This window comes from Pantoea sp. RIT413 (assembly GCF_003057675.2).
GTDB lineage: Bacteria > Pseudomonadota > Gammaproteobacteria > Enterobacterales > Enterobacteriaceae > Pantoea > Pantoea eucrina.
Window position 1 is genome coordinate 33,761 of the sequence record NZ_QBJB02000014.1, and the last position, 12,922, is coordinate 46,682.

13 protein-coding genes are annotated in these 12,922 nt (G+C 57.4%); 10 read left to right on the plus strand and 3 right to left on the minus strand.

Going from position 1 to position 12,922, the window contains the following annotated elements; all coding sequences use genetic code 11:
* Positions 1–18: 18 nt before the first annotated feature.
* Together DBY66_RS14985 and rsmD are read right to left on the minus strand one after the other, a co-directional pair.
* On the minus strand, positions 19–288 hold the full coding sequence (locus DBY66_RS14985) for a DUF1145 family protein (RefSeq protein ID WP_039331733.1): 270 nt from the start codon (positions 286–288) through the stop codon (positions 19–21).
* Positions 278–877: a 16S rRNA (guanine(966)-N(2))-methyltransferase gene (gene rsmD / locus DBY66_RS14990; RefSeq protein WP_108570117.1), complete on the minus strand. Its 600-nt coding sequence runs from the start codon at positions 875–877 to the stop codon at positions 278–280. The genes DBY66_RS14985 and rsmD overlap by 11 nt, the downstream gene beginning before the upstream one ends.
* Positions 878–1,105: 228 nt before the next feature.
* Here rsmD and ftsY point away from each other — a divergent pair, with 228 nt between their 5' ends.
* From ftsY to rpoH, 4 genes are all read left to right on the plus strand, one after another.
* Positions 1,106–2,758: a signal recognition particle-docking protein FtsY gene (gene ftsY, locus DBY66_RS14995; protein WP_108570118.1), complete on the plus strand. Its 1,653-nt coding sequence runs from the start codon at positions 1,106–1,108 to the stop codon at positions 2,756–2,758.
* A gap of 5 nt (positions 2,759–2,763) precedes the next feature.
* Positions 2,764–3,432 (plus strand): cell division ATP-binding protein FtsE, encoded by a 669-nt coding sequence (gene ftsE / locus DBY66_RS15000; protein ID WP_065650521.1) that lies wholly within the window; start codon positions 2,764–2,766, stop codon positions 3,430–3,432.
* Positions 3,422–4,417 (plus strand): permease-like cell division protein FtsX, encoded by a 996-nt coding sequence (gene ftsX / locus DBY66_RS15005; protein WP_104085623.1) that lies wholly within the window; start codon positions 3,422–3,424, stop codon positions 4,415–4,417. The genes ftsE and ftsX overlap by 11 nt, the downstream gene beginning before the upstream one ends.
* 240 nt (positions 4,418–4,657) lie before the next feature.
* A complete protein-coding gene (gene rpoH, locus DBY66_RS15010) occupies positions 4,658–5,515 on the plus strand; it encodes an RNA polymerase sigma factor RpoH (protein ID WP_039381911.1) in 858 nt (285 codons plus the stop codon).
* Positions 5,516–5,586: 71 nt separating this feature from the next.
* Here rpoH and panM read toward each other — a convergent pair whose 3' ends face one another.
* Positions 5,587–5,982 (minus strand): aspartate 1-decarboxylase autocleavage activator PanM, encoded by a 396-nt coding sequence (gene panM / locus DBY66_RS15015; RefSeq protein WP_039381914.1) that lies wholly within the window; start codon positions 5,980–5,982, stop codon positions 5,587–5,589.
* Between the two features lie 401 nt (positions 5,983–6,383).
* On the opposite strand from panM, the gene DBY66_RS15020 reads away from it, so the two are divergent.
* The 6 genes from DBY66_RS15020 (at position 6,384) to ugpB (ending at position 12,880) form a co-directional block, all read left to right on the plus strand.
* Entirely contained in the window at positions 6,384–7,511 is a 1,128-nt protein-coding gene (locus tag DBY66_RS15020; RefSeq protein ID WP_108570119.1) for a branched-chain amino acid ABC transporter substrate-binding protein, read from the plus strand.
* Positions 7,512–7,666: 155 nt separating this feature from the next.
* Positions 7,667–8,593, plus strand: a complete 927-nt coding sequence (livH, locus tag DBY66_RS15025) for a high-affinity branched-chain amino acid ABC transporter permease LivH (protein WP_108570120.1) — start codon at positions 7,667–7,669, stop codon at positions 8,591–8,593.
* Positions 8,590–9,861, plus strand: coding sequence for a high-affinity branched-chain amino acid ABC transporter permease LivM (locus tag DBY66_RS15030; protein ID WP_094111289.1), 1,272 nt, complete (start codon positions 8,590–8,592; stop codon positions 9,859–9,861). The genes livH and DBY66_RS15030 overlap by 4 nt, the downstream gene beginning before the upstream one ends.
* Positions 9,858–10,625, plus strand: a complete 768-nt coding sequence (gene livG, locus DBY66_RS15035; protein WP_039381923.1) for a high-affinity branched-chain amino acid ABC transporter ATP-binding protein LivG — start codon at positions 9,858–9,860, stop codon at positions 10,623–10,625. Before DBY66_RS15030 ends, livG begins: the two co-directional genes overlap by 4 nt.
* A 1-nt stretch (position 10,626) precedes the next feature.
* Positions 10,627–11,340, plus strand: coding sequence for a high-affinity branched-chain amino acid ABC transporter ATP-binding protein LivF (livF, locus tag DBY66_RS15040; protein ID WP_071668457.1), 714 nt, complete (start codon positions 10,627–10,629; stop codon positions 11,338–11,340).
* Positions 11,341–11,563: 223 nt separating this feature from the next.
* Complete coding sequence (ugpB, locus tag DBY66_RS15045) at positions 11,564–12,880, plus strand: sn-glycerol-3-phosphate ABC transporter substrate-binding protein UgpB (RefSeq protein WP_071668456.1); 1,317 nt, start codon at positions 11,564–11,566, stop codon at positions 12,878–12,880.
* The last annotated feature ends 42 nt before the right edge of the window (positions 12,881–12,922 follow it).

A 12,922-nucleotide genomic window follows, 5' to 3' on the forward strand; every position in this document is an offset into this window, starting at 1 on the left:
GCCCCGGTTAGCGCCGGATCACATCTTCGGATAGTGCTTTTTCTGCCAGGCGAGCAGCTCAAATACCCCGAAAAAGAAAATCTTAGCCTGCGTGGCGCCGCTCAGCTTCGGCGCCTCTTTGGGCTGGGTGGCGCGCAGCAGCACCAGCTGCAGTCCATGCATAATCACCATGAAAAACAGGGCGACATGCACAAAATAGCGCAGCGGTGTGGGGAAAGGGTGCACCAGATTAAGCAGCAGAAAAGCCCAGACGCAAATCATCAGTAACCGTCCCAGATTAAGCCACATCATGCGCCTCCTGTTGGCGTTGATAGAGTCGATAGGCGACCTGACCGGCGATCTTCTCCCGGTAAAGCAGCCAGCTGGCGGGCACGTCAGGCGCCCCCTGTTCCACTTCACTTTCCACGTAAATCAGCGCGTCTGCGCTCAGCCACTGATTGCGCTCCAGCAGCGCCAGCGTCTCCGCCAGCAACCCTTTGCGAAAGGGCGGATCGACAAATACGATATCAAAAGCTTCGCCAGGCTGAGCCAGCCACTGCAGCGCGCTGGTCTGCACCACCGTCGCCTGCGTGGCGCGCAGCGTGTCGACATTGCGTGACAGCTGCTGCGCTACGCTGCGCTCCAGCTCCAGCAGCGTGACGGAACCCGCATAGCGCGACAGCGCTTCGAGACCCAGCGCGCCGCTGCCGGCGAAGCAGTCGAGGCAGCGCGCCTGCGGAAGGTCGGGTGCCAGCCAGTTAAACAGGGTTTCGCGTACGCGATCGGTCGTGGGGCGCAGGCCTGCGCTATCCGGCACCGGAAGTTTACGGCCGCGCCACTGGCCGCCAATGATGCGGATCTGGCCAGCGCCGCCGCCGCTGCGGGGTGATTTACTCATTTTGCTCACAACTCGTCATAATTTGTTGCGTAGTTTAACGGGCGCGACAGGCAGAAGAAACGTAAAAAAGGGTGCTGTGGTGCGCTGGCCGGAAAGTGTTAGACTATTGAACGATACAAGCGTGCGTAATTCGCTGATTTTACGCCGCAGAAAGCTAAAAAACTGAATTTATATCCCCTGGGGACAGCGTGCTACCGGGAATAAGCCATCGAGGAGTGTAGTTACACAATGGCAAAAGAGAAAAAACGCGGCTTTTTTTCCTGGCTGGGATTTGGCAAGGAAGAGCAGGCACCCGCCCCGGCTGAAGAGCAGGTAAAAGAGCAGCCTGCAGAGGAGGCTCAGCCCGCTGCCGCTGAAGAGAGTGCGTCAGAGCGTGCCGAAGCGCAGGCAGCAGAAACCGTTGCGCTGACGGAGCAACTGGCGAAAGAGCAGGCGGCAGCAGATCAGGCAGCCCGGCATGCGCTGCCACCTGAAGAGGCCATCATCACCGCGCAGCCGGAGGAGATCCTGCCGGAAGAGGAGTCTGAACTGGCGCCGCTGCCGGTCAATGAAGAGATCCTGCCGGAAGAGGAGCCTGAGCTGGCGCCGCTGCCGGTTAATGAAGAGATCCTGCCGGAAGAGGAGCCTGAACGGGCGCCGCTGCCGGTTGCTGAAGAGACCCTGCCGCAAGAAGAACCTGAACTGGCGCCGCTGCCGGAAGAGATACCGGCTGCCACTGCCGGGGAGCCACCGCTGACAGCCGCCGTCGCGCCGGAACCGGTTCTGCCCGGCGATGAAAGCCAGCTGGCGGAAGCGGAACCTCTGGCAGATGAGGATGCGCCGCTCAGCGATGAAGAGCTGGAGGCACTGGCGCTGGCGGAAACCTACGCTGAAGACGCCGCTGCAGACTCTGCAGACACCGTAAGCGATCTTCCGCTGGCGGCCGCGCCTATTGTGGCGCAGGAGCAGGAGCGCCCGACTAAAGAGGGCTTTTTTGCGCGCCTCAAGCGCAGCCTGGTTAAAACGCGCACCAACCTTGGCTCAGGTTTTATCAGCCTGTTTCGCGGTAAAAAGATTGATGACGACCTGTTTGACGAGCTGGAAGAGCAGCTGCTGATTGCGGATGTGGGCGTGGAAACTACTCGCCGGATTATCACCAGCCTGACTCAGCAGGCGAGCCGCAAACAGCTGCGCGATGCTGAAGCGCTCTATGGTCTGCTGAAGGCGGAAATGGCCGGCATTCTCGATAAAGTCGATGCGCCGCTGGATGTCAGTGGCAAAACGCCGTTTGTGATCCTGATGGTCGGCGTAAACGGCGTCGGCAAAACCACCACTATCGGTAAACTGGCGCGCCAGTATCAGGCGGAAGGCAAATCGGTGATGCTGGCTGCCGGCGATACCTTCCGTGCCGCTGCGGTCGAGCAGCTGCAGGTGTGGGGAGAGCGCAATCATATTCCGGTTGTGGCACAGCATACCGGTGCGGATTCCGCCTCGGTGATTTTCGATGCTATTCAGGCGGCGAAGTCGCGCAATGTGGATGTGTTAATTGCGGATACCGCTGGTCGCCTGCAGAACAAATCGCACCTGATGGAAGAGCTGAAAAAAATCACCCGCGTGATGAAGAAGCTGGATGAGGATGCGCCGCATGAAGTGATGCTGACGTTAGATGCCAGCACCGGACAGAATGCGGTGAGTCAGGCAAAACTGTTTAATGAAGCGGTAGGGCTGACCGGTATCGCCCTGACCAAGCTGGACGGCACGGCGAAGGGGGGCGTTATCTTCTCCATTGCCGATCAGTTCGGCATTCCTATTCGTTATATCGGTGTCGGAGAAGGCATCGAAGATTTACGGCCATTTAAGGCCGAAGACTTTATTGAGGCACTGTTTGCCCGAGAGGAATGATTGGCATGATTCGCTTTGAAGAAGTCAGTAAGGCTTATCTGGGAGGGCGCCAGGCGCTGCAGGGCGTTGATTTTCATCTGCGTCCCGGCGAGATGTCCTTCCTGACCGGACACTCCGGCGCGGGTAAAAGTACCCTGCTGAAGCTGATTTGCGGCATTGAGCGTCCGAGCGCCGGACAGATCTGGTTCAGCGGGCACGATATCTCCCGCCTGCGTCACAGCGAAGTGCCGTTTCTGCGGCGCCAGATTGGCATGATTTTCCAGGATCACCATCTGCTGATGGATCGCTCTGTCTATGACAATGTGGCTATCCCGCTGATTATTTCCGGCGCCAGCGGCGAAGATATCCGCCGTCGTGTTTCAGCGGCCCTGGATAAAGTCGGCCTGCTCGACAAAGCGAAAAGTTACCCGATTCAGCTCTCCGGCGGTGAACAGCAGCGCGTGGGTATTGCGCGCGCGGTGGTTAATAAACCCGCCGTACTGCTGGCAGATGAACCCACCGGTAACCTCGATAATGCGCTGTCAGAAGATATCCTGCGCCTGTTTGAAGAGTTCAACCGGGTCGGGGTAACGGTACTGATGGCAACCCACGATCTGGGGCTGATCGCGCGGCGTAACTACCGCGTGATGACGCTGAATCAGGGACGTCTGCACGGAGGCCACGATGGTCAATAAACGCAACAAGCGCCCGGCGGCGGCCAGAGCGGCAAAGCAGCCTAAAACGCCGTCAAAGCGCAAAGCGCTAAAAGGTGGCTGGCAGGAGCAGTGGCGCTACGCCCTGCGCGGCACCCTGTCTGATATGTGGCGCCAGCCGCTGGCAACGCTGCTTACCGTTATGGTTATCGCGATTTCACTGACGCTGCCCAGCGTCTGTTACATGGTGTGGAAAAACGTCAGCCAGGCGGCCACCCAGTGGTATCCGGCGCCGCAGCTGACGGTCTATCTCGACAAGACGCTGGACGACAGTGCGGCAGAAAACGTCACCGCACAGCTTAAGCAGCTGGAAGGCGTCGACAGTGTGAACTACCTGACGCGCGACGAGGCGCAGAGTGAGTTTCGCAACTGGTCTGGTTTTGGCGGCGCGATGGATCTGCTGGAGCAAAATCCGCTGCCGGCGGTGGCCATCATCACGCCGAAGCTTAATTTCCAGAACTCAGACACTATGGCAAGCCTGCGCGATCGGGTGGCAAAAGTGCAGGGCGTGGATGAAGTACGGATGGATGACAGCTGGTTTGCCCGTCTGGCGGCGCTGACCGGTCTGGTCGGGCAGGTGGCCTCTATGATCGGTCTGCTGATGATTGTGGCAGTGTTCCTGGTGATTGGTAACAGCGTCCGGCTCAGCATCTTTGCCCGGCGTGACACCATCAACGTCCAGAAGCTGATTGGCGCAACGGATGGCTTTATCCTGCGGCCGTTCCTCTATGGCGGTGCGCTGCTCGGTTTTGCCGGTGCGCTGCTGTCGCTGGTGCTGTCTGAAGTGCTGGTGCTGCGACTGCAGTCGGTGGTGGCGCAGGTCGCGTCGGTGTTTGGCACCGCCTTTACGCTGGAAGGTTTTGCGTGGGACGAAGGCCTGCTGCTGCTGCTGATTGCCGCCATTATTGGCTGGATTGCTGCCTGGCTTGCCACTGTACAACATTTACGCCGATTTACGCCGCAGTAACCCATGGCAACGATTTTTTGATATACTCTTCCTCTGCCGCCAGCAATGCAGGCGCAGAGGAATGCTCCGATTTTCCCCGCTGTCACCTGTGTGTAAAATATTCACTGCTATAATTGAACTTGTGGATAACCCTGGCGTCTAATTAGCACAGATTGCTGTTGGTTTTCGCCTGACGTTGACATACTGTAGCGTCTGCGTAAGGACACGCGCAGCAACTCCATTGAATTTGTGAGGGTTTGAATGACCAAAGAAATGCAAACTTTAGCGATTGCTCCTCTGGGCAACCTGGAATCTTACGTTCGGGCTGCCAACAACTGGCCGGTATTGACGGCAGAAGAGGAAAAAGCACTGGCTGAGCGGCTGCATTACCAGGGCGATCTGGATGCAGCGAAAACGCTGATCCTGTCACACCTGCGCTTTGTTGTTCACATCGCACGTAACTATGCAGGTTATGGTTTGCCACAGGCGGATCTGATTCAGGAAGGCAATATCGGCCTGATGAAAGCGGTGCGCCGTTTTAATCCGGAAGTGGGCGTGCGCCTGGTCTCATTTGCAGTGCACTGGATCAAAGCAGAGATCCACGAGTACGTGCTGCGCAACTGGCGCATTGTCAAAGTCGCTACTACCAAAGCGCAGCGTAAGCTGTTCTTTAACCTGCGTAAAACCAAGCAGCGTCTGGGCTGGTTTAATCAGGATGAAGTTGACATGGTGGCGCGTGAACTCGGCGTCAGCACGAAAGATGTGCTGGAGATGGAGTCGCGTATGGCGGCACAGGACATGACCTTTGATATGTCCTCTGACGATGAGGCGGGCGACGGCAAGCCAATGGCTCCCGTACTCTACCTGCAGGATAAAACATCAGACTTCGCTGACGGTATCGAAGAGGATAACTGGGACGCCCACGCAGCGGATAAGCTGAGTGATGCGATGCTCAGCCTGGATGAACGCAGTCAGCATATCATCCGTGCCCGCTGGCTGGATGATGACAATAAAACCACGCTGCAGGAGCTGGCCGACCGCTATGGCGTTTCAGCGGAGCGCGTGCGTCAGCTGGAAAAGAATGCGATGAAAAAGCTGCGCATGGCGATTGAAGCCTGACAGTTCGCAGACGGTAATAAGGGCAACCTCAGGGTTGCCCTTTTTTATGTCCGCCATCCGGCCGCGTAACGCTACTCTGCCACTTTTACCCAGCCATCTGCCTGCGCGCGGAAGCCACACGCCTGCATAAACGCCGCCCGGATCCCCTGGTCAGCATAGCCATCATCCGCAATCCACCAGTGATCCTGCGAACCATTCTGCGCCAGAGTCTCCTCCAGTAAGTAACGCCCGACGCCGCGCCGGCGCGTAGCCTCACGGACTTCAAAGTGCGTGATTTTGCCGTGGGTACCGCGGATTTCCAGCTGCAGCGCGCCCAGCAGCCGATCGTTAAACCGCGCGGCATAGAGCCGCTGCGTATCACTCAATGTCTTTTCCAGCTGCGCAATATCCTGCTGTGGCCAGATTTTAGCGAGGTCGATGCGATCCTGCGGCGTAAGTGAAACGATACGCTGAATAGTGAGTTTCATAACCCGTACCTGTACTGGCAGAAAGGGCATAGTGTAGCGAATTTATACAGTCAGAGCGCTGTCACTTTTTTGCGATAAAAACAGGTCAAATGGCAGACACTTTGCCAGGATTGTGGAGTAAGCCCGCAACGATTGCCGAATAAGCCAGCATAACACGCTACCCTGGTGCACAAATTACGGCCATAACCTCCAGAGTATTATGCTGTTCAGGCCGCTCATTACTGAATATGTCAGTTGATTTACAGCAGAAAATTCCTGTTTAATAACCTGAAAATAAAGCTGTTTTAACAAAAAAAGCCAGATAAGAACGCTAACTCCTTCTATCTGAATCAGTTTCCTCTTTCACTGGCTGAAATAAAACCAATCACAACAGACACGACATAACAGATGGGGAAGTACGCATGAAGATGAGTAAAGGACGCGCGTTACTGGCGGGCTGCGTTGCACTGGCAATGAGCCATGCCGCGCTGGCTGCCGATATTAAAATCGCTATCGTGGGTGCAGCAACCGGCCCGGTCGCGCAATATGGTGATATGCAGTTCACGGGTGCAGCGCAGGCGATCAAAGATATTAATGCCAAAGGCGGCGTAAACGGCGACAAGCTGGTTGGCGTGGAGTATGACGACGCGTGCGACCCGAAACAGGCGGTTGCGGTGGCGAACAAAGTGGTTAACGACGGCATTAAATATGTTATCGGCCATCTCTGCTCCTCTTCTACGCAGCCTGCATCTGACATCTATAACGATGAAGGCATTCTGATGATCACGCCGGCCGCCACCGCCCCTGAACTGACGGCGCGTGGCTATGCTGACGTTATGCGCACTACCGGTCTCGACTCCGATCAGGGGCCGACGGCAGCGACCTATATTCTGGAGCAGATCAAGCCGAAGCGTATTGCCGTTGTGCATGACAAGCAGCAGTACGGCCAGGGTCTGGCGGAGTCCGTGCAGAAAACCCTGAAGGCCAAAGGTGGCAACGTGGTGCTGTTTGAGGGCATCACCGCCGGCGATAAAGATTTCTCCACGCTGATTGCCCGCCTGAAGAAAGAGAACGTCGATTTTGTTTACTACGGCGGCTACTACCCGGAGCTGGGGCAGATCCTGCGCCAGGCAAAAACTGCCGGCCTGAAAGCGGGCTTTATGGGACCAGAGGGCGTGGGTAACGCCTCACTCTCCAATATTGCTGGCGATGCGTCAGAAGGGCTGTACGTCACGCTGCCAAAGCGTTATGACCAGCTGCCGGAGAACAAAGCGATCGTTGATGCCATTAAGGGCAACAGCGCTTCAAACCGCAAAGATCCGACCGGCCCGTTTGTCTGGACCACCTATGCCGCAATCCAGTCGCTGGTGGCGGGCATTGAGCGCAGCAAAAGCGATGAGCCCGATGAGATTGCAAAAAACCTGAAAGCGGGCGCGCCGGTACCTACCGTGATGGGCAACCTGAGCTGGGATCAGAAAGGCGATCTGAAAGGGTTCGAGTTCGGCGTGTTTAAATGGCACAAAGATGGCTCATCAACCGCAGTGAAATAAGCGCTGTTAACCGGTTCTACCGCATAGCGTAACTATCTCCCCCTCCCGTGCGCGGGCGGGGGCAGGGAGCTGGCAGACGCGCCGCGAGCGGTTTGCTGCCCTGACCCTTTCTTACCCCAGAGAGGGAATCTCTGATCCACTTGCAGGTCCTCATTATGTCCGAGCAGTTTCTCTATTTTATTCAGCAGATGTTCAACGGGGTCACCCTCGGGAGCACCTATGCGCTGATCGCGATTGGTTACACCATGGTGTATGGCATTATCGGCATGATCAACTTCGCCCACGGCGAGGTTTACATGATCGGCAGCTATGTCTCTTTTATTGTCATTGCCGCCCTGATGATGATGGGCATTGATACCTCGTGGCTGATGATCGCCACCGGTTTTATCATGGCAGTGATCATCTCCAGCGCTTACGGCTGGAGTATTGAACGCGTTGCCTATAAGCCGGTGCGCTCTTCCAAGCGGCTGATTGCGCTTATCTCCGCCATCGGGATGTCTATTTTCCTGCAAAACTACGTCAGCCTGACCCAGGGCTCGCGCGATCTGGCGCTGCCGAGTCTGATCACCGGCCAGTGGACATTGGGTGAAAGCAACGGCTTCGCCGCCACGCTCACCACCATGCAGCTGGTGATCTGGGTAGTGACGTTTCTGGCAATGCTGGCGCTGACGCTGTTTATCCGCTATTCGCGTATGGGTCGCGCCTGTCGCGCCTGCGCAGAAGATCTGAAAATGGCGAGCCTGCTGGGCATCAATACCGATCGCGTTATTTCGCTGACCTTCGTGATCGGCGCGGCGATGGCAGCGGTCGCGGGCGTATTGCTGGGGCAGTTCTACGGCTCAATCAACCCGTTTATCGGCTTTATGGCCGGCATGAAAGCATTTACTGCAGCGGTGCTGGGCGGTATCGGCAGTATTCCGGGCGCCATGATTGGCGGACTGGTACTCGGCATTGCGGAAGCGCTGACGTCAGCTTACCTCTCGACGGAATATAAAGATGTGGTCTCCTTTGCGCTGCTGATCGTGGTATTGCTGGTGATGCCAACCGGTATCCTGGGCCGCCCGGAGGTAGAGAAAGTATGAAGCGTCTCGGGCTGCTTAACGCCGTGCTTTCCGCGGCAATGCTGCTGGTACTGGCCAGCTTCTTTATGGGTATGCGTCTCGACCTGGATGGCACCCGGCTGATTGTGGTCAGCGCGGGCGAGGTTCGCTGGAACTGGATCTTCGCCGGCTGCGCGGTGGTCTTTATCTTTCAGCTGCTGCGTCCGCTGTTTTCAGGCCGGTTTCGCCGCAGCGGTAAAGCCTTTGTGCTGCCGGCGTTTGATGGATCTACCGCGAAGCAGAAACTGCTGATGGCGCTGCTGATCGTCGCTGCCGTTGCGTGGCCGCTGTTTGCCTCACGCGGCAGCATCGACATTGCTACGCTGACGCTGATCTACGTCATGCTGGGACTGGGGCTTAACGTGGTGGTTGGCCTCTCCGGACTGCTGGTGCTGGGCTACGGCGGTTTTTATGCCATTGGCGCCTATACCTTTGCGCTGCTGAACCACTACTACGGTTTTGGCTTCTGGGAGAGCCTGCCGCTGGCGGGCATCGTGGCGGGCGCCTTTGGCCTGATGCTGGGATTTCCGGTGCTGCGCCTGCGCGGCGACTATCTGGCGATTGTCACGCTCGGTTTCGGTGAAATCGTGCGTATTCTGCTGCTGAACAGTACGTCGATTACCGGCGGGCCGAACGGTATCGCGCAAATCCCCAAACCCGGCCTGTTTGGCATTGAGTTTGGCCGCCGCGTCAGCGAAGGGGGCTGGACGACGTTCCACGAGCTGACCGGGCTTGCCTACAACCCCAATCACCGCGTGATTTTCCTCTATCTGGTCGCGCTGCTGCTGGTGGTACTGACGCTATTTGTGATCAATCGCCTGCTGCGTATGCCGCTGGGGCGCGCATGGGAAGCGCTGCGCGAAGATGAGATCGCCTGCCGCTCGCTGGGGCTGAGCCCGACGCGCATCAAGCTGACCGCCTTTACCATCAGCGCCGTATTTGCCGGTTTTGCCGGGACGCTGTTTGCAGCGCGCCAGGGCTTTGTCAGCCCGGAGTCGTTTACGTTTGTTGAATCCGCTTTTGTGCTGGCTATCGTGGTACTGGGCGGGATGGGGTCTCAGCTGGCGGTGATCCTCGCGGCGATCCTGCTGGTGGTATCGCGTGAACTGATGCGCGATCTTAATGAGTACAGCATGCTGGTGCTGGGCGGCCTGATGGTGCTGATGATGATCTGGCGTCCGCAGGGGTTGCTACCGATGAAGCGTCCGCATCTGAAACTGAAAAAGAGCAAACAGGGAGAGCAGGCATGAGTCAGCCTTTATTAGCCGTTGAAGGCCTGATGATGCGTTTTGGCGGCCTGCTGGCCGTCAACAATGTGGCACTGGCGCTGCATCCGCAGGAAATTGTTTCGCTTATCGGACCCAACGGTGCCGGTAAAACCACCGTGTTTAACTGCCTGACCGGCTTCTATAAGCCGACCGGCGGCACCATTAAATTGCGCGATCGGCCGCTGCAGGGCCTGCCGGGACAGAAAATCGCGCGCATGGGCATTGTGCGCACGTTTCAGCACGTGCGGCTGTTCCGTGAGATGACGGTGATTGAAAATCTGCTGGTGGCGCAGCATCAGCATCTGAAAAGCGGCGTCTTTTCCGGCCTGTTAAAAACACCGGCGTTTCGCCGCGGTGAGAGCGAGGCGCTCGATCGCGCAGCCATCTGGCTGGAGCGTATCGGCCTGCTGGAGCTGGCAAACCGCCAGGCGGGCAATCTCGCTTACGGCCAGCAGCGCCGGCTGGAAATTGCCCGCTGCATGGTCACGCGCCCGGAGATCCTGATGCTGGACGAACCGGCCGCGGGCCTTAACCCGCGTGAAACGCATGAGCTGGATGCGCTGATCGCCGAGCTGCGCAGCGAGCACAAGGTATCAGTACTGCTGATTGAACACGATATGAAGCTGGTGATGGGCATTTCCGACCGCATCTACGTGGTCAATCAGGGAACGCCGCTGGCGAACGGTACACCGGAACAGATCCGCAACAACCCGGACGTGATCCGGGCTTATTTAGGTGAGGCGTAAGATGGCAAACCCGATGTTAACGCTGCAGGGTGTAAGCGCCCACTACGGTCCGATCCAGGCGCTGCACAATATTAATCTGCATATCAGTCAGGGGGAGATCGTCACGCTGATTGGTGCCAACGGCGCCGGTAAAACCACGCTGCTGGGTACGCTGTGCGGCGAGCCACGCGCCACCAGCGGCACCATTGTGTTTGACGGAAAAACCATTACCGACTGGCAGACGGCAAAAATCATGCGGGAGGCGATCGCGATCGTGCCGGAAGGGCGTCGGGTGTTTTCCCGCATGACGGTGGAGGAGAATCTGGCGATGGGCGGTTTCTTTGCCAGCCGGCATGAGTATCAGACGCGTATTGAGCGGGTTTACCAGCTCTTTCCCCGGCTGGCAGAACGCAAAGTGCAGCGTGCCGGTACCATGTCCGGCGGTGAACAGCAGATGCTGGCGATTGGTCGTGCGCTGATGAGCCAGCCGCGTCTGCTGCTGCTGGATGAACCCTCGCTCGGGCTGGCGCCTATCATCATCCAGCAGATTTTTGACACTATTGAGCAGCTGCGTAAAGAGGGGATGACCATCTTTCTGGTTGAGCAAAACGCCAATCAGGCGCTGAAGCTTGCCGATCGCGGTTACGTGCTGGAGAACGGTCACGTGGTGCTGGAGGACAGCGGTGAGGCGCTGCTCTCTAACGAAGCGGTGCGCAGCGCCTATCTCGGTGCCTGATCGGCCTGCGGCCCGGTATCCTGCCGGGCCGCCTTTTTCCTGCCTGCCGCTTTTTTGCTGAAAAATGTGCACAACGTTCACGTTTTACCGCCCGGCTGGCGCGTTTCTGTGTGTCATATCTCTGTCATATTTCGGTTATTTTTCTATCATCTTCCCGTGTCATGTTACTCCGCGAACAAAAAATGCGTGATATTGCGCGTACCTAACAGCACAGGAAAACTTTATGACCGCTTTAACGCTTCGTCCCCGTCTGATGAGTGTGTTGCTTGGTCTGGCGCTCAGCGGTAACGCGCTGGCTGCGACCGAAATCCCTTTCTGGCACTCAATGGAAGGGGAGTTAGGCAAAGAAGTTGACTCTCTGGCACAGCGTTTTAACCAGGCGCATCCCGATTACAAAATTGTGCCCACTTACAAAGGTAACTACGAGCAGAGCCTGGCGGCGGGGATCGCAGCGGTACGCACCGGTAAAGCGCCTGCGCTGCTGCAGGTCTATGAAGTCGGTACGGCAACCATGATGGCCTCGAAAGCGATTGTGCCGGTGCACGACGTGTTCAGCCAGGCTGGCGTGCAGATGGATGCGAAGCAGTTTGTGCCAGCCGTGGCGGGTTACTACAGCGACAGCAGCGGTCAGCTGATCTCTCAGCCGTTTAACAGCTCAACGCCGGTGCTCTACTACAACAAAGATGCCTTTAAAAAAGCGGGGCTGGATCCGGAGCAGCCGCCGAAAACCTGGCAGGAGCTGGCAAAAGACGCCGCTGCGCTGCGTAAAGCCGGCATGAGCTGCGGCTATGCCAGCGGCTGGCAGGGCTGGATCCAGATTGAAAACTTCAGCGCGTGGCATGCGCTGCCGGTAGCCAGTAAAAACAACGGCTTCGACGGCACGGATGCGGTGCTGGAGTTCAACAAGCCGGTGCAGGTGCGGCATATCCAGATGCTCGAAGAGATGAACAAAAAAGGTGATTTTACCTACTTTGGACGCAAGGATGAGCCGACCGCCAAGTTTTATAACGGCGACTGTGGGATCACGACCGCCTCTTCCGGCTCGCTGGCGGATATCAAGCACTACGCCAAATTTAACTTCGGCGTAGGCATGATGCCGTATGACGAGACCGTGCCTGAAGCACCGCAGAACGCCATCATCGGTGGCGCCAGCCTGTGGGTGATGAAAGGCAAAGATGCGGCCACCTATAAAGGGGCGGCGGAGTTTATGAAGTTCCTCGCGCAGCCGGAGATTGCCGCCGAATGGCATCAGAAAACCGGCTACCTGCCGATCACTACCGCCGCCTACGAGCTGACCAGAAAGCAGGGTTTCTATGAGAAGAACCCGGGCGCGGATATCGCTACCCGGCAGATGCTCAACAAAGATCCGCTGCCATACACCAAAGGGATGCGTCTCGGCAATATGCCGCAAATCCGCACGGTGGTAGATGAAGAGCTGGAAGGCGTCTGGACCGGCAAGCAGACGCCGCAGGCAGCGCTGGATAACGCGGTTAAGCGCGGTAATGCACTGCTGCGCCGCTTTGAACAGCAGGTGAAATAAATCCGATCCACCGGGAGCGACGCTGGGTCGCTCCCGCTTTCA

What these genes read in the sequence shown, in the direction of transcription:
- DBY66_RS14985 (WP_039331733.1), bottom strand. Translation starts at nt 288, where the DNA reads ATGTGGCTTAATCTGGGACGGTTACTGATGATTTGCGTCTGGGCTTTT.
- rsmD (WP_108570117.1), bottom strand. Translation starts at nt 877, where the DNA reads ATGAGTAAATCACCCCGCAGCGGCGGCGGCGCTGGCCAGATCCGCATC.
- ftsY (WP_108570118.1), top strand. Translation starts at nt 1,106, where the DNA reads ATGGCAAAAGAGAAAAAACGCGGCTTTTTTTCCTGGCTGGGATTTGGC.
- ftsE (WP_065650521.1), top strand. Translation starts at nt 2,764, where the DNA reads ATGATTCGCTTTGAAGAAGTCAGTAAGGCTTATCTGGGAGGGCGCCAG.
- ftsX (WP_104085623.1), top strand. Translation starts at nt 3,422, where the DNA reads ATGGTCAATAAACGCAACAAGCGCCCGGCGGCGGCCAGAGCGGCAAAG.
- rpoH (WP_039381911.1), top strand. Translation starts at nt 4,658, where the DNA reads ATGACCAAAGAAATGCAAACTTTAGCGATTGCTCCTCTGGGCAACCTG.
- panM (WP_039381914.1), bottom strand. Translation starts at nt 5,982, where the DNA reads ATGAAACTCACTATTCAGCGTATCGTTTCACTTACGCCGCAGGATCGC.
- DBY66_RS15020 (WP_108570119.1), top strand. Translation starts at nt 6,384, where the DNA reads ATGAAGATGAGTAAAGGACGCGCGTTACTGGCGGGCTGCGTTGCACTG.
- livH (WP_108570120.1), top strand. Translation starts at nt 7,667, where the DNA reads ATGTCCGAGCAGTTTCTCTATTTTATTCAGCAGATGTTCAACGGGGTC.
- DBY66_RS15030 (WP_094111289.1), top strand. Translation starts at nt 8,590, where the DNA reads ATGAAGCGTCTCGGGCTGCTTAACGCCGTGCTTTCCGCGGCAATGCTG.
- livG (WP_039381923.1), top strand. Translation starts at nt 9,858, where the DNA reads ATGAGTCAGCCTTTATTAGCCGTTGAAGGCCTGATGATGCGTTTTGGC.
- livF (WP_071668457.1), top strand. Translation starts at nt 10,627, where the DNA reads ATGGCAAACCCGATGTTAACGCTGCAGGGTGTAAGCGCCCACTACGGT.
- ugpB (WP_071668456.1), top strand. Translation starts at nt 11,564, where the DNA reads ATGACCGCTTTAACGCTTCGTCCCCGTCTGATGAGTGTGTTGCTTGGT.